This is a genomic window from uncultured Helcococcus sp. (genome assembly GCF_946998255.1).
Lineage (GTDB): Bacteria > Bacillota > Clostridia > Tissierellales > Peptoniphilaceae > Helcococcus.
Genome location: NZ_CAMPYN010000008.1, coordinates 1 through 20,471, shown reverse-complemented (window position 1 = coordinate 20,471; position 20,471 = coordinate 1). Strand labels below are relative to the sequence as shown.

The 20,471-nt window shown below is 29.5% G+C and carries 17 protein-coding genes and 1 tRNA gene; 4 read left to right on the top strand and 14 right to left on the bottom strand.

Going from position 1 to position 20,471, the window contains the following annotated elements; translation table 11 throughout:
* Positions 1-138: 138 nt before the first annotated feature.
* A tRNA-Leu gene (locus tag Q0U66_RS01445) sits at positions 139-225 on the bottom strand.
* Positions 226-410: 185 nt separating this feature from the next.
* Between Q0U66_RS01445 and Q0U66_RS01440 the strand changes: the two genes are divergently transcribed.
* Complete coding sequence (locus tag Q0U66_RS01440) at positions 411-827, top strand: GtrA family protein (protein WP_297376730.1); 417 nt, start codon at positions 411-413, stop codon at positions 825-827.
* A 72-nt stretch (positions 828-899) separates the two neighbouring features.
* On the opposite strand, the gene Q0U66_RS01435 is transcribed toward Q0U66_RS01440, so the two are convergent.
* From Q0U66_RS01435 to Q0U66_RS01405, 7 genes are all read right to left on the bottom strand, one after another.
* Complete coding sequence (locus Q0U66_RS01435; RefSeq protein ID WP_297376728.1) at positions 900-1,841, bottom strand: glycosyltransferase family 2 protein; 942 nt, start codon at positions 1,839-1,841, stop codon at positions 900-902.
* A 29-nt stretch (positions 1,842-1,870) separates the two neighbouring features.
* Entirely contained in the window at positions 1,871-2,698 is an 828-nt protein-coding gene (locus tag Q0U66_RS01430) for an exodeoxyribonuclease III (protein WP_297376726.1), read from the bottom strand.
* 108 nt (positions 2,699-2,806) lie between these two features.
* Complete coding sequence (locus Q0U66_RS01425; protein WP_297376724.1) at positions 2,807-3,769, bottom strand: cation diffusion facilitator family transporter; 963 nt, start codon at positions 3,767-3,769, stop codon at positions 2,807-2,809.
* Complete coding sequence (locus tag Q0U66_RS01420; RefSeq protein ID WP_297376722.1) at positions 3,732-3,935, bottom strand: heavy-metal-associated domain-containing protein; 204 nt, start codon at positions 3,933-3,935, stop codon at positions 3,732-3,734. Before Q0U66_RS01420 ends, Q0U66_RS01425 begins: the two co-directional genes overlap by 38 nt.
* A gap of 111 nt (positions 3,936-4,046) precedes the next feature.
* Positions 4,047-8,501 carry a SpaA isopeptide-forming pilin-related protein gene (locus Q0U66_RS01415; RefSeq protein WP_297376720.1) on the bottom strand — a complete coding sequence of 1,485 codons (4,455 nt, stop codon included), beginning with the start codon at positions 8,499-8,501 and terminating at the stop codon, positions 4,047-4,049.
* Positions 8,502-8,673: 172 nt separating this feature from the next.
* On the bottom strand, positions 8,674-9,393 hold the full coding sequence (locus Q0U66_RS01410; RefSeq protein ID WP_297376717.1) for a G5 domain-containing protein: 720 nt from the start codon (positions 9,391-9,393) through the stop codon (positions 8,674-8,676).
* Between the two features lie 37 nt (positions 9,394-9,430).
* Positions 9,431-9,649 (bottom strand): hypothetical protein, encoded by a 219-nt coding sequence (locus Q0U66_RS01405; protein ID WP_297376715.1) that lies wholly within the window; start codon positions 9,647-9,649, stop codon positions 9,431-9,433.
* Between the two features lie 185 nt (positions 9,650-9,834).
* On the opposite strand from Q0U66_RS01405, the gene Q0U66_RS01400 reads away from it, so the two are divergent.
* The gene (locus tag Q0U66_RS01400; RefSeq protein ID WP_297376713.1) at positions 9,835-11,664 is read left to right on the top strand and encodes an ATP-dependent helicase; all 1,830 of its coding nucleotides are present in this window, start codon (positions 9,835-9,837) and stop codon (positions 11,662-11,664) included.
* Positions 11,665-11,742: 78 nt separating this feature from the next.
* Here Q0U66_RS01400 and Q0U66_RS01395 read toward each other — a convergent pair whose 3' ends face one another.
* The 3 genes from Q0U66_RS01395 to dinB (Q0U66_RS01385) are packed head-to-tail and all read right to left on the bottom strand — an operon-like array spanning position 11,743 to position 15,401.
* Complete coding sequence (locus Q0U66_RS01395; protein ID WP_297376712.1) at positions 11,743-12,894, bottom strand: polysaccharide deacetylase family protein; 1,152 nt, start codon at positions 12,892-12,894, stop codon at positions 11,743-11,745.
* 43 nt (positions 12,895-12,937) lie between these two features.
* Positions 12,938-14,146: a DNA polymerase IV gene (gene dinB, locus Q0U66_RS01390; RefSeq protein ID WP_297376710.1), complete on the bottom strand. Its 1,209-nt coding sequence runs from the start codon at positions 14,144-14,146 to the stop codon at positions 12,938-12,940.
* A 28-nt stretch (positions 14,147-14,174) separates the two neighbouring features.
* On the bottom strand, positions 14,175-15,401 hold the full coding sequence (gene dinB, locus Q0U66_RS01385; protein ID WP_297376708.1) for a DNA polymerase IV: 1,227 nt from the start codon (positions 15,399-15,401) through the stop codon (positions 14,175-14,177).
* Positions 15,402-15,530: 129 nt separating this feature from the next.
* Here dinB (Q0U66_RS01385) and Q0U66_RS01380 point away from each other — a divergent pair, with 129 nt between their 5' ends.
* The gene (locus Q0U66_RS01380) at positions 15,531-15,908 is read left to right on the top strand and encodes a helix-turn-helix transcriptional regulator (protein ID WP_297376706.1); all 378 of its coding nucleotides are present in this window, start codon (positions 15,531-15,533) and stop codon (positions 15,906-15,908) included.
* Positions 15,901-16,416, top strand: a complete 516-nt coding sequence (locus Q0U66_RS01375) for an ImmA/IrrE family metallo-endopeptidase (protein ID WP_297376704.1) — start codon at positions 15,901-15,903, stop codon at positions 16,414-16,416. The genes Q0U66_RS01380 and Q0U66_RS01375 overlap by 8 nt, the downstream gene beginning before the upstream one ends.
* A gap of 158 nt (positions 16,417-16,574) precedes the next feature.
* Here the strand turns inward: Q0U66_RS01375 and Q0U66_RS01370 are convergent, their stop codons facing one another.
* From Q0U66_RS01370 to mfd, 3 genes are all read right to left on the bottom strand, one after another.
* Positions 16,575-16,853 carry an HU family DNA-binding protein gene (locus Q0U66_RS01370; protein WP_297376702.1) on the bottom strand — a complete coding sequence of 93 codons (279 nt, stop codon included), beginning with the start codon at positions 16,851-16,853 and terminating at the stop codon, positions 16,575-16,577.
* 127 nt (positions 16,854-16,980) lie between these two features.
* On the bottom strand, positions 16,981-18,000 hold the full coding sequence (locus Q0U66_RS01365; protein ID WP_297376700.1) for a peptidylprolyl isomerase: 1,020 nt from the start codon (positions 17,998-18,000) through the stop codon (positions 16,981-16,983).
* A partial coding sequence (gene mfd, locus Q0U66_RS01360; protein ID WP_297376698.1) for a transcription-repair coupling factor occupies positions 17,997-20,471 on the bottom strand: 2,475 nt, incomplete at its 5' end. The genes mfd and Q0U66_RS01365, both read right to left, overlap by 4 nt.

The following is a 20,471-nucleotide window of genomic DNA, read 5'->3' as shown; positions in this document are numbered from 1 at the left end:
TTAGTCATTATAATTTTTCTCAGTGTTTCTAGTACTTGAGTTTGCATTAACGTACATATCTATTATATCAAATTTGCAAGCAATTATAAATTTAGGCATAAAAAAAAACGTGTAAAATACACGTTTTGAAAATATATATGGTGCCCGGGAAGGGAATCGAACCCTTACGCCCTAGAGGGCACGAGATTTTGAGTCTCGCGCGTCTGCCAGTTCCGCCACCCGGGCTGACAAAATTTATTTTAACATTATATTTGTTTTTTTTCAATATTTAAAGAATATATAACTACTTATTTTTAATTTTCAGAATATTATATTAATTACCATTTTTTACTTTTTCCTATTATAATATTATTAGTCAATAGCTTGAGTTTATGTTTTGTAAAATTAATTAAATAAAAACGAGGAGAAAGATGAAAAACTTTTTAATGAAATGTTACTTTAGGTATAAAGGTCCTATACTTTATATTTTTTTTGGCGGGATAACAACACTTATCAATATTATTAGTTATTATATATCCTATAAAACCTTACACTTATCAAATGTAACTAGTACCATATTAGCTTGGATATTCTCTGTAATATTCGCTTTTATCAGCAATAAAATATGGGTATTTGAATCAAAATCTTGGAATAAAAATATTGTTACTAAAGAACTAGTATCATTTGTATCCGTTAGGTTGTTAACCGGATTTTTAGATATAGCCATTATGTATATTGGAGTTGACTTGTTAAATTATAATGGTCTTTTAATGAAGATAGCATCAAATTTATTTGTATTAGTTTCCAACTATATCGGCTCTAAACTATTTATATTTAAGAAGCAATAATAAAAATGAACCTCCATAAGTTATAAAAAAATTAACTTTGGAGGTTTATTTTTTAATGTAATAACATCAATTTTATTTATTGTCTGTTTCAATTTTATTTTTAATAATATAATGTGGTCGTTTTTTAGTTTCCATATAAGTTCTTGCTAAATATTCTCCAATAATCCCCATTGAAATCAATTGAATCCCTGATAATAACAAAATTAAACTAACTATGGTTGCATAACCAGCTACATCTATTCCTATCACTAATTTTTTTATAATAATGCTTATCATATAAATCAATGATGCTATAGAAGTAAATATTCCCAATAAAGTAGCTATTCTTAACGGTACGGTACTAAAGCCAACAAAGCCTTCAATTGCATACTTTGTTAAGGATGAGAAAGACCAGGAAGTCTTTCCATGCAATCTTTCTTCCACTTCATACGGCATATAATGAGCTTCAAATCCAACCCAAGCAAATAATCCCTTTGAAAATCTATGGTATTCGTCCAAATCAACTAGAGCTTCTGCTACTTGCCTTCTAAAAGTTCTAAAATCCGAAGCATTTTTTTCAAATTTTGTGCTGCTCATTTTATTTATTAAATTATAAAACATTGATTTGAAAGAGCTTAAAATCTTACCTTCTTTTCTTCTATTTTGATAACAAGCTACAATATCTGTTTCTTCGTTTAATGATAGGTATTCTACCATTTGATTAATATACTTTGGATGTTGCTGTAAGTCCGCATCAATCAATGAGATTAAATCCCCGGTTGAATTTTTTATTCCGGCGAGGATTGCAGATTCTTTTCCGAAATTTCTTGAAAAATTAATCCCAATTATATTATCAGAATTATTATCTTTAATTAATTTCTTTATATTGAGGAAAGTATTATCCTTACTTCCATCATTAACAAAAATATATTCATATTCAAAATTTGGATTTAATGTATTTTTACATAATTCAAAAAAAGGAAATATATTTTTTTCTTCATTATAGCAGGGAACTATAATTGATACCTTTGTCATAATAACCTCTATGCAAAATTAAAATAATTCTAAAGTTCAATTTCTAAAACGATAGGTGTATGGTCTTGTCTTGTACCTGAGTCAATCATTTCCGATATTCTAACCTTATCTTTAATACGATCGCTAACTAAAAAGTAGTCAATTCTCCAGCCTGAATTATTTATTTTTGAAGTCTTTACTCTTTGGGCCCACCAGGTATATACTCCTTCAACATCACCATGAATGTGTCTAAAAGTGTCAGTGAATCCTCTATTTAAAAGATTTGTAAACCCTTGTCTCTCTTCATCAGTAAAGCCTGCTGATCTTCTATTATTTTCAGGATGGGCCAAGTCTATTTCTTCATGAGCAACATTAAAATCTCCGCATGCAATGACTGGTTTGTCTTCATCAAGTTTTGATAAGTAATCAGCATATTTTTCATCCCATAATTGTCTATCATCTAATCTAGCAAGGCTGCTTCCAGCATTTGGTGTATAGACATTAGTTACATAGAAGTCTTCAAATTCTAAACTAATTATTCTTCCTTCTGAATCCATTGTACATGGACTATCTATAAAAGGACGTGTCACTTCAGGTTCTAATTCTTTTTTATATAAAAACATTGTTCCTGCATAACTTTTTCTTGCAGGTTCTTGTGAAGAAACCCAAACGTATTTATATTCAGGAAATTTTTCTTCTAATATTTCCATATGTTTTTTACTAGGTCCCTTTGCAGGTAATTTAGTTTCTTGAATCGCTATTATGTCTGCATTTTCATATTTAATAGTTTCTAATACTTGTCTAGAAAGCTCAGCCCTATTAGAATCACTTGTCAAGGCTGCATTTAAAGAATCAATATTCCATGATATTAACTTCATATTTTCTCCTTTATTTTTAATAATGCTTTTATTATAACATGAGATAGGATATTAATTTAAATAAAGAAAAAAGTGGAGATATTCTCCACCTTAATCAATTATTAAAAACTAATATATTAATACCTTTTCTACATCAGGTATAACTTCTATAGTATAGTGAACCATTCTATAAGGAGAAATTATATTTCTAATTTCACGTCTTATTTCTTCCATTTCTTCACCATCTTGGGTATCTACGAATGCAGTAACTGTAAACGCATTATTTTCCCCATCAAGAGACCATATGTGTAAATGGCTAACTGCATGAACTCTGTCTATTAGTCTAATCTCTTTTTCTATTTTACTTATTGGTATATTATGCGGAGTTGAATTTAAGAATGTTTTTACTGATTTTATAAATTCTGGCACTGCATTATAAAGAATAAATCCAGCAATCGCTAGCGATAGCATTGGATCTAAGAAGTACCAATCAGTATATTTCAAAACAACACTTACAACTAATACCGCAATCCAGCCAAACATATCTTCCAAAACATGAACTGTTAATAATTTCTGATTTGAATTTTCACCACCTCTTAGGAACCATACCGAAAAAGCATTTATTATGATAGCTGCAATAGCCATCCAAAACATACCTTGTTCATTTGGTGCATGAGGATTTATAAAGCTTGGTATAGCCTTTAATATTATAGAAATAGAACCAAATATCAATACTGTTGAAGTTATAAGGGCTCCTAATAGTGAAAACCTGCTATATCCAAAGGAATATTTAGCATCAGCCTCTTTTGTTGAAACTTTTTCAAAAATAAAGGCTAGACCTATTGATAAGGAATCACCTAAGTCATGAACAGCATCAGAAAGTATAGCTGATGACATAAATAAATTCCCTAATATAAATTCCGCAATTGAAAAGAATAAGTTCAAAAGGAATACAATTAACATTTTTCCTGGTGCAGATATGTCAATATCATGACTATGACTATGACTGTGTTCATTCCCATGACTATGGTCATGATCAAGATGGTGTTCATGGTCATCTACTTCTTCTATGAATAGTTTTTTGTATTCCAAAAGTTTGTTTGTTAAACTGATCTAAATTTAAATCTTCTGGCAAATAAATCAATTTATTTTTATAATCAAGTTTTATTTTATCTCCATTTTCTATTCTTGTTAATGATTCTTTCAAATCATCTGCACATTCTTGGCAATGGAGACCGAATATTTTGTATTTATCCATAATTACCTCCAAATTGTATTACGGATAAATTATAACACTAATAAATTAGTCAACCACGCTAATGAGAGCCATTATTATGATTTTTGTTAAGTTTTTATTTTTTTATTTAATTTATTTAATATATGTCCTATTTTTTATGTTACTTGCTCTAAATAATTTCTTATCAAATAAAAACATAAATGCAATTGCTAATACTATAGCATTTATATTAGCTATGATTTTAAAATCTCCCGTCTTAGGATTATCTTTTTCTATTTCTCTATCAACTTCTAATGCCGGTTTATTATTTACTTTAACAGTTTGATCATCATCGTTGATATCTTTATGGTCTACTAATAAATTACCTTCTAAGTCATATAATTCTTCAAAGACTACAAGCTCTTTTCCTCCTAATTTGCTTGTATCAATTTCAAATTCTACTTTGATTGATCCATTCTTACTTTCTGGTGTAAATGTAAGATCTTTCTTTTCAGAAAGAATTTCTCCGTTTTCTCTAAAGACCACATAAGCTATCAACTTATACTCTTTTCCTACAATTAAATCTTCATATCTAAATGTATCTATTAATTTATAAATTTGACCTTCTTCTACTTCTTTTGTTTTATTTTCCCATTCAGCAAAGGTCTTACCTTTAGGATCGGTGATTTTTACTGTTTGTGCTTGATCATTTATGTCATGATGAATAGCAACTTGTCTACCTTCCCTATAAAGTGTTTCAAATACTACTATTTCCTTTCCTCTTAAAAGACTTGCATCTATTTCAAATAATAAGTTTACTTCACCATCTCTTGATTCAGGTGTAAATTTCAAGCTTGATTTTACCATTTTGCCATCTTTATCAAAGATTGCTTTATTTGTCTCCTTATCCATCAAATGACCGGCTAGGTCATATTCTTTACCAACAATTAAGTCTTTGTATTTTACATTATCTACAATTTCTACTTTATTAGTAGGGTCAATTTCTTTATTAGCAGTCTTATTGTCTTTAGCACTGGTTTTGATTTCAGGTATTTTTTCATTTTCTGTCCTAGCTTCTATTACTTCACCATGGTCTTTATGCCTTAAATCAAAATCTATTCTTTCATCATTTAAGAAATAACCTCTAGGCGATTGGATTTCTACTAGATAATATCTTCCTCTTGCTAGGTTCTTAACCTCAAACCTACCATCTTGATCTGTTATATATTCACCAACAGTAGTTTCTCCCTTAGCTTCATCCACTGCGACTAATCTATATTTTGCACCCGCTACAGGAATTTGGTCTTCACCAATTGTTCCCATCTCTACCTTTAAGATTGATAAGGCTACTTTCTTAAGTTTGTTTTCAATCTTTGTGCTTACCTTATTTTGATTTTTTGTATTTGTGCCTGAAAAATCAAATGATAGATCATGATTTGTTTCATCTAAAATATAGTTGTCATCTACATTTAATTCTTTTACATAGAAGCTTCCATCTATTTCTATGTTTTTAAATGAACCTGTAACCGTTCTTGATACACTATTCTTATCTTCTTTTATGTCTTGACTTTCTAAAGTCATCTTTTGGAGCAGGGTATCCTTCTTAATTGTTACTCCATTTTCTGTGTAGTCTTCTTTTAAGAATAGACCAAATTCAGCCTTAGGATTAAAGGTAAAGTGTTTACTATCTTCAAATTCTTTTACAATTTCAAATTCTATGGTCTTTCTTTCGTTGAACTTTCTTTCTGTTTTTGAATCCACTTTAATTGATGATTCTTGTGGTGTAAACTCTATTTCATACTCTTTAGTATCTAATACATATTTAGAATTTACTTTTACTTCTTTGAGGATATACTTACCTAAGGCAAGATCTTCGATTACAACATTATTTTTTCCATTTGTTATAATTTCTTGAACTAGATCACCTTTAGAATGAATTTTTGTTTGACCATCAAAAGACATGATATCTTCATTTGCAATTAAATGCCATTTTGTATCTGATAAATAAGCTTCTTCAAATACTAGCTTAGTTATTCCATTTTCTTCTCTTGTAGTTTTTAAGATATTCGCCTTCTTTTCAAGTATTAACCCACCCTTTTGTGGTGTGTTTTTTACTTGTTGAATTATAACTTTTGTATTGTCATCTTTGATTTCAACTTTAATATCCTCACCATTTGGATCTAAATAATAACCTTCTGGCGCCTTAATTTCTCTTATATAGTATATTCCCGGTTTAATTTTGTTTGGTAATTGAACTATACCTTTTTCGCTGGTTTTAAACTCTGTTAGAATTTCTGATTCTGGATAATTAATTTCTTGGTGAATTTCTTTTTTATTTTCATCTAATAATTTAAATGATACATCCTTTTGTAAAATTTCTTTTCCAGTTTCTTCATCAATCTTAACAATTTGTAAGTATTTTAAGTTTTGATAGTTTTCGAGATTATATTGGTATTCCTTAAATCCACCTTCAATATCAACATAAAAATCTTCTACATTTATTAAACCAGGCGCCTTTGTTACTTGACTTACCCTATATCTACCTTGTTCTAAATATTTACTTGTCGCCCTACCAAATATATCTGTTGTAAATGAATCAACTTTTTCATTTTTGGAGTTGAAAACATCAAATGTAATATTAGCTTCTGATCTTCTCTTACCTGATTGAGTGGCTTCTTCTTCACCTTTTTCTCCATCAGCATGTTTCGTTAATGATATTCTTCCATATTCAGCTAATTCATTTGTGTAAACTTTTGGATTGTCCTTCTTTTCTAAGTTAATTTGTCTTTCACTCAACTTATCGAATATTCTATATTCTTCACCATTTGCATTAATCCTATTTAATGTATTTAAGTCTTCTAGTTTTTCATTTAATAAGTCTACTAAGGCTTTCCCATTTGTTTTAATTTGAACTACATTTGATGTATACACAGCTCCTGAGTCATCACCTTGGCCCTTTACTCTTACAGCTACCGGATTTAAACTATATCCTTTTGAAGGTGTTTTTTCTACAATATCATAAGTACCTAATTCTAATTCATCTATTAAAATCTTACCATCTTTATCAGTTTCAACTGTTTTTACTAAATCACCCGCTTTTAGGTCTTTATTCGCACTTTCAACTACTATTACATCATAAATAGCTTTTTCTAAAGATCCTTCTGTGTGAGCCGCCTTATTTACAAGATCTTCTTTTTGTAAGGTAAATCTCATTTTTTGGCTTTCATTTTTTTGGCTAGGCGCATTAAAAAGCAAGGTATTACTTATAGCTGATTCTTCCTTTAATTGTCTTATATGGAGACTATCATCTAATACATAACCTTTTGGTGCTTTTGTTTCTTGTATAGTATAAGTTCCAATAGTTCCCGCAGGATTTCCTACTTCATCTTTTGGTATATTATCTCCTAAAGTTCTATATTTTTCGTCAAAAGCTAAGATTCCCTCTTCATTAGTTTTAAATACCCAGGTATAAGTTGGTGTTAATCCTGCTACATCACTAACAATTTCTTGGTAATATTTTACTTCAAATTCAGCACCAGCTAGTCCTACACCATTATTATCTGTCTTTTTAAGCATTAATGATAAGGGGTCTGTTTTTGGTTTATCTTTAACTATAAATGTTTGATTAGGTTCTTTTAAATCTATCTCATATATCTCAGTATCTAGTTCATATCCCTTGGGTGCTTTTATTTCTTTTATATAGTATACTCCTTGCGATAATTCAATTGAATTCGTGTTTCCATTTGAATCACTAACAAAAGTTCCTAGTCTATCGTTGTCACTTATTGCATTATTTTGACTTTCATATATTCCATATTCAGCTCCATCTAAAGTATAATTTTGATTTCCTTGAATAAGTTCTGGTGTACTAGATTCTTTCTTTAATGATAAAGCAGATTTTATAACTACATCCTCTTCTTCCTCTGCTGGTTTGAATGAATAACCTAAAATTGTTTGAGCCTTCCTATCTTTGGTCTCATACCTATATATTTTTACATCTCCAGCGAAATGTTCCGGATGATCGTAGGTCCCATTAATTTGTTGTTTTATCTTGTCATAAACCTTGTCAATTACGTTATTCTTTAACCATTGGGTTTTAGTCTCTGTTCTTCCTAACATATCCCATATTAATGAGTTTAATTGTAATTGACTTTTAAATGAAGGTTCATCTTTTGGAAGCCATTCCCCATCTACATACTTCATATTATGCATAAAAGCAAAAGCTAATTTTATCTCTTCTGCCATTTTCCCATCATATTCTCCTGCTCTATAGTAAGTATGCTTTGTTGACAAAGAAACTCCTGGTTCTATACAAAAATATGAATTACCTTTATTATCAGTTATCCAAGCCATGGATGTAGTTGTTGCCCCTTTTCGGCCATAAAAAACACCTGGTCTGTGACTACCATCCCATCTTTCCTTAGGATCCCATGTATAAACAGATTCTATCTTAGTTGGACTAGACCAGGAAAGTCCATTTGCTTCTAATGGTGGTTCACCTGTAAATTCATTTGCTCTTACTCCCTTAATTGGTATAAAAGGAAATAAAAATAAAATAGCTAGTAAAAAACTAGTTAATCTCTTTAATTTTTCTTGTTTATTAATCATGCATTCTCTCCTTTTTGTTATTTGTAGTTTAGTATTTAATATTAAACTTAGCCAGGTTTAATATTCTTTAATTTTCTAAGTCTTTTAATCATTTTTCCTCCTTTTTGGCAATAAAAAAAGAGATAGATTTCTCTATCTCCTCAAATAATATTTTATTTAGAATCCTTTTATTTTATTCCCAAACTTCCTTGCCTTCTTCAACTATTACTTCTTTAAGGACTTTTTCATATCCGACAACAATCTCATCTTCAGTCATATTTATACTTGTACTGATTCCTTCATTTTGAAATTCAACTTGCTTGGCTTGAGCCAGATCTAGATTGAAAAATGTTCCTAAATTCTCACCTTCTTCTGAAACTACATTGTAAGCTGTTCTAGTTTCATATATAGGCTTATCCTTATCATCAACTTCAACTTCTTCGATTACAGGCTCTTTAAAATCTATTAGAGTTTCTATAATCTTATCTTGACCTTTTTGAGTATTTTCATCAATAAGTTTTCTGGATACTTCAATTCCATCTTCATAAGTTATTTCATAAGTTCTTTTAATAATTGTATTTATACCATCTTGTCTTACTCTTGTTTTAGCATCACTTATATTATGTTTTCTTATAATCTTAAAAGGTATTTCTTCACTTTCTGTTATTCTCTTTGTTTTTATATCTTTTTTATTTTCTAACTGAGTTTCTCTTTTAGTTTCTTTATTTACAGGTTCATTATCTTGATCACTTTCATTAACAATTAAATTTATTTCTTCTCCAGTTTCCTCATCCAAGACTACTCGTTTATTCTTATCTTGTTTTTCAGAAAGAAAATAAGAAAAAATATTAACTAAAATACTTGATATTATTAAGAGAATAATGCTTATTTTAATTAAAATATTCTTTTTCATAATACACCTCTATTCTTATTCATATTTTACATGAATTTTATAGATAATGTAAATTTTCTTGATACTTATTTATAGTAGTCTGATATTTATCTTCAACCTTCACCAAGTAAAAATGCTTAAATTCAGATATAACATAAATATTTATGATCCTGTTATCAAGAGATATTTTATATTTTTCTCCAACTTGCAGATGTATTCCATTACCATCAGAATGGAAGTATTTGGGTATTCTGTTATCAAATTTACTCTTTCTCAATTAATCACCACGCATTCTTATGCCTGTGACTATATCCTTGATATAGCCATGCTTTTTTTATTTTGTTGTTCTTATTTATATTCAGTATAGCAAAAAATAAAAATATAAAACTGTCAACATTGTTAAGATATATTAATATTTGCAAATTAATAAAAGTATTTATAGTATTTATATAAGGAGTAACGATGAAATTTTCTAAAGAACAAGAGAAAGCTATAAATCATAAAGATGGTCCATGCTTAGTTTTAGCTGTACCAGGATCAGGTAAAACCACTGTCCTCTTAGCAAGAATCAACAAATTAATAAAATCAGGAGTTGATCCAACTAAAATACTTGCTATGACTTTTTCTAAGTCCCAAGCTCTAGATATGCAGGCTAGATATGAAAAAATTTATAAAGATAAATCGGTTAAATTTTCTACCATTCATTCATTTTCTTATGGTTTAGTTAGGTCTTTTTCTAAACACGCAAATAAAATTGAACTTATAGAAGCTTCTAAAAAATATAATAAATATCATATAGTTGGACAAATCTTTTATCAAATAAAGAAAAGAAAAATAAGCGATGAAGAATTGGATGAATTTTTCAGGGTTTCAGGCTATATAAAGAATACACTAATGGATTATGAATCCTATAAGAAGAAATATGGACAAGTATTTTTCAATTTTGAGAAAGTGTATATGGCCTATGAAAACTTCAAAAAGAACAACCACCTTATAGATTTTGATGATATGTTGCTAGAAGCCCTGTCCATTCTACAAACCAACAAAGAGGCTCTTGTTTATATACAAAATAGATTCGACTACATACAAATAGATGAAGGTCAAGATACATCGTTCGTACAATTAAAAATCATTTCATTAATAGCGGGCAAAAAAAATAATTTATTTATAGTAGCTGATGATGACCAATCAATATACGGTTTTAGAGGGGCATCTTCTGAACTTTTATTAGACTTTCCTAAGGTCTATCCTGATGCCAAAATTTACTATATGGAAGATAATTTCAGGTCTAAAGTTAATATCACTAGACTAGCAAATAACTTAATAAATAACAACAAAAAAAGGTATAAAAAATCTATAAAAACTACAAAGGATGAAGGTTCAAAAGTTAAAATAAAAAGACATAAGAACACAAGCAATCAAATTGATTATGTTATAAAACACGCTATAGAAGATATAAAAAATAATGAAAGTGTAGCTATTTTATATAGGAATAATATTTCTTCTATTAACCTAATAAATAAATTAGATCAAGATGCAGATTTTTATATTAAGGATGGAAAATATGCCTTTTACATGCATCCAATAATCAAAGATTTGATAAATATTATTAAATTTTCTAAAGATACCTATGATATAGATACTTTTGAAAAAATATATTATAAACTAAACCTCTATATTAAGAGGGATTTTGTAAATCAAGTTAAAATGATGCCTGCAAACCAAGATGTTATAGAAAATTTAAAAGAAGTAGATGGTATGAATAACTTCTTCTTAAATAATGTCTACGACTTAGGATATTATATGGATAAATTATCAGATTTAGATTTTGATAAGGCTATTAAATATATACTTTTTAATATGGATTACTATGAATATTTGAAAGAATTTTCTAAAGCAAAATCTGCATCAATGATAAGTTATGACAGAGTAATTGATACCCTTTTAAATATAAGTGAAGGGGTAAAAAGTATTGTTGAATTTGAAAATAAAGTTAATGAGCTAATAAAAAAACAAAAATCAAAATCTATTACAAATAGTCCACTAACCCTATCGACTATCCATGGTTCAAAGGGACTAGAATTTGATAATGTTTATCTGATTGACCTAGTTGAAAATGAATTTCCCTCTTCATACGCAAAAGCAAGCGATGAGGATGACAAACAACTAGAAGAAGAAAGAAGGTTGTTTTATGTTGGCCTTACTAGGGCTAAAAATAAACTTAGTCTCCATTATCCAGAAAACCTATATTTAAATAAGGTCGATAAGTCTTCTTTTATAGATGAGATTTAGTTAAAATAAGAAAAGAGTTGCTTGGAAAATTTATTTCCTACAACTCTTTTTCATTTACTATATTTTCTATAAAACTTTTTACTTAAAATTGCCAATTTCAAAATTATTGGCTCTTAACCAATCTATATAATCAGCTAATATCAATGAATTAGTTCTTGATACGGAATGTAATAAAACTATATCACCACTTTTAGTGTTTTGTTGTAAAAAACTTAAAGATTCAGAAGTAGATGGTTGATTATCTGTATCCCAGTCTTTATAAGCTAATCCCCATAAAATAGTTTTATAACCCATCTTGTCAGCTCCAGCTACAGTCATTTCACTAAAAACTCCTTCTGCTGGTCTATATAACTTTGTTGTTGGTAATTCACCTATGATGGACCTATAAATATCTTCCCATTCTTTGATATCTTGAATTACTCTTTCAGAAGATACTTTTCTTGGGGTTAAGTGTTTATTGGTATGGTTACCAACAATATGTCCTTCTCTTACCATTCTTTTAACTAAATTTGGATTATCTCTAATATATGATCCTGTTACAAAGAAAACACCTTTTACATTTTTAGCTTTCAACGAATCTAATATATCACTTGTTATATTTTGATATTCATATCCATTATCAAAGGTTAGATAAACTTTATTACCAAAATTATAATAGCCATTATTTTCTTTTAGCACTTTTCTACCATAGGCACTTGGATGCGACCATGACCAACCTGTAGTTTCTAAAGATCCTGATGCATTTGCAGATTGATTTCCAGTTGTTTTTTCTTTTGATGGTTTTGTAGCTGACGGTTTTTTATTTGATGCTTTTGAAATTATACTTATATTTATCTTGTTTGGATTAATCCAGATACCAGCAACGCCAGGACTTTTACCTATATTTATTGCACCATTTTCATATGTCTTATAAACAAAATACTTTCCTGGACCATAGCTAGACACTTGATCTTTTCCATTCATTGCGTCAGAAGCATTACAGAAACCTGCAACTGTTTCAGATATACTTACTTCATCACCGCTTGTGTATGTTTTCTTAGCTACTTCTTTTTCAGTTTCTTTAACTGTTTCTTTGACTGTTTCTTTGCTTGTTTCTTCTCTTTGTGTTTCTTTTTGAGTTTCCTCCACCGTTTCCTTTGTTTCCAATTCGTTTCTAGATTTCTTCCCACAACTGGACATTAAGAAAATCCCCGTAACAATTACCATTGCTAATAATATTTTATTTTTCATAAATAAGCTCCTTAATTTCACTTGTTTTTATTATAATATAAAATTATCTTTCAAATTTTTCATCTCCATATCTCTCATCTAAATCAGGAGAATAGCCTAATTTAACCATATCTTTGCCAAAATTGTTTTGTAAATTATATATAGCCTTATCTAATTTTGACTTCTTATCTTCGTCGTTAAAATCTGTCAAAAAATTCGTTTGGACATTTGAATCTTTGGTGAGATTTATAGCCCTTACTTCTAAAAATCTTATAGGCTTATCCCACTTATAATTTTCAAATAAGTCTAAGGCCGTATCCCTCAATACTATAGATGAAAAACTCGAACAATCTAAAGTCTTTTGAAAACTTTCCTGTTTTAGATCCTTATCTTTTACACTAATTTGAACACCCATAGCTTCTAAATTTTCTTCTATCAGCCTTCTGCTTACCTTTTGGGCTAATCTATGAAAAACATATCTGATTTCTTCCTTGCTATCTAAGTTTTCAATAAAGGTTCTACCATGTGATATGGATTTAATTGGATCTAGGTGATGAAAATCCTTTACTTCACTATTATCCAAACCATTTACTTGGTCCCAAATTTTCTCACCATGACTTCCTAAAATCTTTTCTAATTCTTCTCTTTTAGTTTTAGCTATATCTCCCAGAGAAAATATACCTGCCTCATTTAATTTTTTTACACTAGCTTGCCCTATCCCCATCATATTGGATATTTTCATGGGCCAAACTATTTGCTTAAAATTGTCTTTTCTTATCTCATTAACTGAATCAGGTCTAGCTATGTCTGAAGCTAGTTTAGCAAAAATTTTATTGAAACTAAGGCCTACACTCACTGTAATACCCAACTCATCCTTTATTCTTTGCCTGATGGTATTTGCAATTTCCAAAGGGGTTCCAAATAACTTAGTAGACCCTGTTATATCCAACCAGGCTTCATCTAAACTGAAAGGCTCAACTTGATTGGTATAGGAATAATAAATCTCCCTAGCCCATATGGAATGCTTTTTATATTCATTATAGTGAGGTTCTACTATTTTAAGGTCTTTACACTTCTTTTTCGCCATCCAAATAGGTTCAGCTGTTTTTATGTTGAAGATTTTAGCCTCTTCTGACTTAGCTAGAACTATACCATGCTTGCCATCTTTACTTGCTGATACAACTAAAGGGATACCTTTAAGATCTGGCCTTAACTTCATTTCTATTGAAGCAAAACAATTATTCATATCTATATGTAAAATTTGCCTATCCATATCCCCTCCTTATAAATATTTTATCATATTATCTCATAGAATTTGGAAGAGTATATATATCTTGAAGTTCTTTTGGTAATTTTACATTTTCTTTCAATGAAGCAAAGCTTATAGAATCTTTACCATATTTATTTCTAATTTCATAAATAACTCGGTCCAGATTACTTTTCTTGATTAAGCCATCTTCTAGAGCGAAAAAATCAAGCTGGGTACTACCTATATCAACCAAATAAATAGCTCTTATAGCCAGAGCCCTTATAGGTCTAAAGTTTTTATAATTTTGAAATAAATCCATAGCTCTTTCACATAAAATTATTGAGGAATAAGCTGGGTAAGAATATTTTTTTTGATAGCTAACAGAATTAAATTCATAATCTCTTATGTGGATTTCTATCCCATAGGCCTGAAAACCGTATTGGATTAGTCTTTCACATACTTTTAAAGCTAAAACTTGAAAAACATGGTAAACTTCTTCAGCATTTAGTAGGTCTTCTGTGCATGTAGACGAGTTTCCAACAGACTTTATCTCCGGTTTAAATCCTATATCAGCCACTTTTGATTGGTCTTTTCCATTAGCATATAACCACAGCTTTTTTCCATTTTTACCAAGTAATTTTTCAATAATACTTAATTCTGTATTTGCTAAGTCTCCCAAAGTATATATATTTATTTTATTTAACTTTTTTCTTGTAGATGATCCAACTCCCAAGATAGAGCTTATATCCAAAGGCCAAACAATTTTTCTAAATCTTTCAGGAGGAATATAAGTAATAGCATCAGGTTTTTTCATGTCGGATCCAAGTTTAGCAAATATCTTATTGAAGCTAACACCTATACTTACACTTATACCTAATTCTTTTTTCATTCTTTCTCTAATATTTTCTGCAATCTCATCTGGACTTCCAAATAACTTTTTAGAAGATGTAACATCTAACCAAGCTTCATCTAAACCAAAGGGTTCAACTTGGTTGGTATAGGAATAATAGATTTCTCTGGCCATTAATGAATGCTTTAGATATTGGTCATATTGAGGTGGTACTGTAATCAAGTCTGGACACTTTAACTTTGCTTCCCAAATAGTTTCACCTGTTTTTACTCCTAATTTTTTAGCTTCTTCAGATTTAGCAAGTACTATTCCGTGCCTTTCATCTACAGATCCACTTACAACCAAGGCTTTACCTCTAAGACTTGGATTTAATTTCATTTCAATAGAGGCATAGCAATTATTCATATCACAGTGCAAGATATCTCTCATAACAACTCCTTGACATAAGCTAATTTTAACTTTACTATAGTGTCATAGCTAACACTTTTTCAAGCTAAAGTGTCTCTTGTAACACTATTATAGTGCTACTAGTGACACTTTGTCAAGATAGGAGATTTTATGAATTTTGCAGAGAAATTAAAAAAACTAAGAGACCAAAGTCGATTAACCCAAAGTGAATTCGCTAGTGAGATTGGAGTAAGTCTTAGAACTTATAAGGCCTATGAATTAGGTGAAAGAAGACCTAGGAAGCATGATATATATTTAAAAATAGCAGATATTTATGATTTAGATTTGAATAGTCTAATTACCGATGGAGAAGATTTAAAAACTTTAAGTCATATAGAAAACAATGATAAAGATGCAGATGTAATAATAAAAGAAATGCTTGGCCTATTTTCAGGTGGTAAATTAGATTTAGAAGATAAAAAGGCCGTTTTAGATAGTTTAGAAGAAGCTTATTATATAGCAAAGATGAAAGAAGAAAAGAATGAATAGGTATCAATTTATAGAAGAACAAGCGAACAGTTTGGTTAATAAATATAATACTAGAGACCCATATCATATCTTGAAAAATCTTGGAGTAGAAATTTTACCATTTAAAGGAAAAACTAAACTTTTAGGCATGTATACCCGCATATTAAATACTAGTTTTGTTTTTTATAATCCAGATAACAGTTATGAAATGAAAAAAATGGTATTTGCTCATGAACTTGGTCATCACATTTTACACCAAGAAGAAGCTCTAAAAGATAAAATTTTTGAATTTGAACTATTTAATATTGAAAATAGTTTAGAAACTGAAGCCAATTTATTTGCCTCTCACCTATTAATAGACCAAAAGGAAGTTTTAGATTTAGCGAGTCTTGATTATACTTATGATCAAATAGCATCATCTTTGAATGTAAATGTTAATCTACTTTTATTTAAAATATCTGAAATGAATAGAAAGCAAAATATATTAAAATTACTTCCTGAGATCGATAATAAATTTTTGAGATCTTAAATAAAAATAATTTATTTACAATATATACTTATGGATCATTAGCTCAGTTGAGCGTCTGAGTGACAAACATAAGAATAAGGGTTCAAGTCCCCGATGGCCCACCATCGTATGCATAAAAAAAGCAACTGTCTCAAAACAGTTGCTTTTCAAATAAGTTCTTATTTATTAACAGCTTCTTTTAATGTTTTACCAGCTTTGAATACTGGTGCTTTAGATGCTGGAATATGAATCTTTTCTTCAGGATTTCTTGGGTTTCTACCTTCTCTAGCTTTTCTGTGTCTTACTTCGAAAGTACCAAATCCAACTAATTGTACTTTTTCTTCTTTCTTTAAAGCTTCTGTTACAGCTTCTAATAAAGAATCTAAAGCTTTTGTTGAGTCAACTTTTGTTAAACCGCTCTTTTCAGCGATTGCTGCTACTAATTCTGATTTGTTCATAAATTTTCCTCCTAAAATATCAGTTATTTTAACTGTAAGTTTATTATACCATATGAAATGTGTATTTCAAGGCTTTTTTGCTTTTTTTTATACTTTTTTATGCTTTTTATACTATTTTTATTAAAGATTATTCAGATTTTGTTTCTTGGTTTGTTTCTTGCTTTGTTTCACCTTTAGATTCTGAATTTCCATTTTGAACGCTTCCATTTATATCGTAGAATTTAATATCTGCTTTTGATACTTGTTCTTGGATATATTGGTTATATGATTCTGTAGATAGGGCTTCTTTAATCATTTCTTTATTTTTATCTAAGCCTACATTGTTTTCTGTAACTTGAATGATATGGTAACCATGTTGAGTTTTTACTGGATCAGATATTTTTCCGCTTTCTACAGCAAATGCACCTTTAACAAAATCTTCATCAAATCTTGTTCTAGTTACCTTACCTAGGTCACCACCCTTTGCTTTAGCAGCTGTATCTATAGAATATTCATCTGATACCGCTTTGAAATCTTCACCCTTATCTAATTTTTCTTTAACTGTCTTAGCTGTTTCCTCATCTTCTACAAGTATGTGTTTTGCAGTAACTGAATCTATATTGTCTTTGTTTTTTTCGTAGTAGTCATTTATTTCTTTATCTGAAATATCAAGCTTTGAAGCATACATTTCTCTATGTTTTGTATTTTTAATTGAGTTTAATACATTCTGAACAAAAACTTCTCTTGAAACACCTAACATACTTAAGTAATTATTGAATGCTTCTTCTGAACCAAGGTTTTGAATATATAATCCTAATTCTTTATCTAGTTCTTCTTGACTCACTTCTATTTTGTTATCTGCTAATTCTTTACTTACAATTTTATCGAGTACAAATAGGTTAGTTAGTTCTTCTGTTAAATTTTGTCTCATAGCTAAAATTCCTGAGTAAAGGTCATAAAACTTATAGAAGTCTGAATATGAAACTTCATCTCCATTTACAGTTAAAAAGGCACCTTTTTTAGCCCTAAGATCTTCTAATCCTTCATTTGTTTTTCCTAAAACTTCAGAACTTACATCACCTTCAGAAGTTTTAATCTTACCATTTGAACATCCTACTAAAACTAAAGCTAAGGCTAAAGTTAAAGATAGTAATTTTATTTTTTTCATTTTTTCTCCTTATTTATTTTACCTATCAATTTCAAAAGATCTACCAATTTCAACATATAATTTCCTTCTTTAGAAATTATTATACTTGGATTTTCCGTCATATCAAATTTCATATCGCCCCTATAGTCTTGGGCTAAAAATTTTAACTTATCAAAATCAAAGTCTTCAAGTTTTTTATATGATAAGACTATTTGATTATCTTTTTCGCTTATCTCATCCATATCATTGCTGAGCATTAAAGATCTTATATATGAAATATCAATAATATTTTGAACAGGTTTTGGTATGTCTCCAAACCTATCAGTCAACTCATCTATTATAGCATAATGGTCCTGGTCGTTGTCAATATATGATATTTTCTTATATATATTGATTTTTTCATTTTCATCTTCTATATAAGAATCAGGTATATAAGCATCTAAATCTAGGTCTATTTTTACGTTTTTACCTATATGTGATTTAGTTTTTATACCTTTTATCTCATCTATCTTTTCTTCTAGCATTCTTACATAAAGGTCATATCCTATTGACTCTATATGGCCACTTTGGCTTTCTCCTAAAAGATTTCCTGCTCCCCTTAGCTCTAGGTCTCTCATAGCTACCTTGTAGCCTGAACCTAATTCAGTAAAGTCTTTGATAGCTTTCAATCTTTTTTCAGCTATAGAAGTAAGTACTTTCCCTTGTGGATAAGTAAAGTATGCATAAGATGTCCTGCTAGACCTTCCTACCCTACCTTTTAATTGGTAAAGCTGACTTAGACCCATCATATCTGCATTATAAATGATAATTGTGTTTACATTTTGTATATCCATCCCTGTTTCAATGATGGTTGTTGTCAGTAAAAGATCATAATTACCATTTGAGAAATCTTCTAAGATATTTTCTAATTGACGAGTTGGCATTTGTCCATGTGATATAGCTATATTAGCTTCTGGAACTAGTTTTTTCAGGTCTTCATATAATTTATTTATTGTCCTTACCTTGTTATAAACAAAGTAAATTTGTCCTTCCCTAGCCATTTCCTTAAGAATGGCTTCCCTGATTAATAAGGGATCATATTCCATTACATAGGTATTTATTGGTAGCCTATTTTGAGGATATTCATCAAGTATAGACATATCTCTAATACCTGATAAGGACATCTGTAAGGTCCTTGGTATAGGTGTGGCTGATAGGGTCAAAACATCTATATCTTCACTTATCTCTTTTATTTTTTCCTTATGTTTTACTCCAAATCTTTGCTCTTCATCAATAATTAAAAGGCCTAAATTATCAAATTTAATTTTATCAGATAACAAGGCATGGGTACCGACTATAAAGTCGATTTCTCCAGACTTCAACTTTCTAATAGTTTCTTCTTTTTCCTTAGGTGTTTTAAACCTAGATAGAAAATCTATGTTTATTGGAAAATCCTTAAATCTATTATAGATAGTGTTAAAATGCTGCTTAACTAAAATAGTGGTCGGCGCAAGCATAACAACTTGCTTGGAATCCATAACCGCCTTAAAAGCAGCCCTTAAGGCAACTTCAGTTTTACCATAGCCCACATCGCCAGCTAATAGCCTATCCATTACCTTTTTACTTTCCATATCATTTTTTATTTCACCAATAGCCCTGATTTGAGCATCAGTTTCAACATATGGAAATGCATCTTCAAATTCTCCCTGCCAACTTGTATCTGGACTATAAGAAAATCCATCAATTTCCATTCTTGTTGCATATAATTTCACAAGTTCATCGGCGATTTCTTCTATAGCTTTTTTAGCCCTATTTTTCGACCTAGCCCAGTCTGTACCATTTAAGTTGGATAATTTTGGCTTATTATCCTCATTACCAATGAACTTAGATATCATAGTCATATCTGTAGTTGGGACATACAATTTATCACCCTTGCTATATTCTAACTCCAGATAGTCAGCCTTATTTCCATTTAATTCTATATTTTTTATACCTAGATACTTGGCAATACCATAATTATCATGGACAAGCAAATCACCCTTATTTAAGTCTACATAATTAATTATTTCCTTGTTTTTTATAGTCCTAGATTTTTTCTTATTGGCCTTTTTAAATATTTGATTATAGGACACAAAATTAATTTTATCTTGATAATAGTCAAAACCTTTTTCTAGATGGTAAGGAAATATATTTACTTTGGATAAGTTGTCAAATTCTAATGAATCTATTATTTTTGATGCAATCTCCTTGTCTTCAAGGTCCTTATGTAGTTTTAAAGCATCTTCCTTATTTGCTGCAAATATATTTGTAATATATTTATTTTCAATATTATATTTTAAGTCATCTGCAAATAGGTTGAATTTGCCATGGTAAGTCGGATTTTCCCTTACCTTGCTTTCTATTATTTCATCAAAATTTATATCAGGATTACTCTTTAGCAGTCTTGAAAAATTTATCTTGGTCTTATCGATGTTTTTGATTAAGTCGTCAAAGTTATAATAAATCCTTCTGTG

What these genes read in the sequence shown, in the direction of transcription:
- Q0U66_RS01440 (WP_297376730.1), top strand. Translation starts at nt 411, where the DNA reads ATGAAAAACTTTTTAATGAAATGTTACTTTAGGTATAAAGGTCCTATA.
- Q0U66_RS01435 (WP_297376728.1), bottom strand. Translation starts at nt 1,841, where the DNA reads ATGACAAAGGTATCAATTATAGTTCCCTGCTATAATGAAGAAAAAAAT.
- Q0U66_RS01430 (WP_297376726.1), bottom strand. Translation starts at nt 2,698, where the DNA reads ATGAAGTTAATATCATGGAATATTGATTCTTTAAATGCAGCCTTGACA.
- Q0U66_RS01420 (WP_297376722.1), bottom strand. Translation starts at nt 3,935, where the DNA reads ATGGATAAATACAAAATATTCGGTCTCCATTGCCAAGAATGTGCAGAT.
- Q0U66_RS01415 (WP_297376720.1), bottom strand. Translation starts at nt 8,501, where the DNA reads ATGATTAATAAACAAGAAAAATTAAAGAGATTAACTAGTTTTTTACTA.
- Q0U66_RS01410 (WP_297376717.1), bottom strand. Translation starts at nt 9,393, where the DNA reads ATGAAAAAGAATATTTTAATTAAAATAAGCATTATTCTCTTAATAATA.
- Q0U66_RS01400 (WP_297376713.1), top strand. Translation starts at nt 9,835, where the DNA reads ATGAAATTTTCTAAAGAACAAGAGAAAGCTATAAATCATAAAGATGGT.
- Q0U66_RS01395 (WP_297376712.1), bottom strand. Translation starts at nt 12,894, where the DNA reads ATGAAAAATAAAATATTATTAGCAATGGTAATTGTTACGGGGATTTTC.
- dinB (WP_297376710.1), bottom strand. Translation starts at nt 14,146, where the DNA reads ATGGATAGGCAAATTTTACATATAGATATGAATAATTGTTTTGCTTCA.
- dinB (WP_297376708.1), bottom strand. Translation starts at nt 15,401, where the DNA reads ATGAGAGATATCTTGCACTGTGATATGAATAATTGCTATGCCTCTATT.
- Q0U66_RS01380 (WP_297376706.1), top strand. Translation starts at nt 15,531, where the DNA reads ATGAATTTTGCAGAGAAATTAAAAAAACTAAGAGACCAAAGTCGATTA.
- Q0U66_RS01375 (WP_297376704.1), top strand. Translation starts at nt 15,901, where the DNA reads ATGAATAGGTATCAATTTATAGAAGAACAAGCGAACAGTTTGGTTAAT.
- Q0U66_RS01370 (WP_297376702.1), bottom strand. Translation starts at nt 16,853, where the DNA reads ATGAACAAATCAGAATTAGTAGCAGCAATCGCTGAAAAGAGCGGTTTA.
- Q0U66_RS01365 (WP_297376700.1), bottom strand. Translation starts at nt 18,000, where the DNA reads ATGAAAAAAATAAAATTACTATCTTTAACTTTAGCCTTAGCTTTAGTT.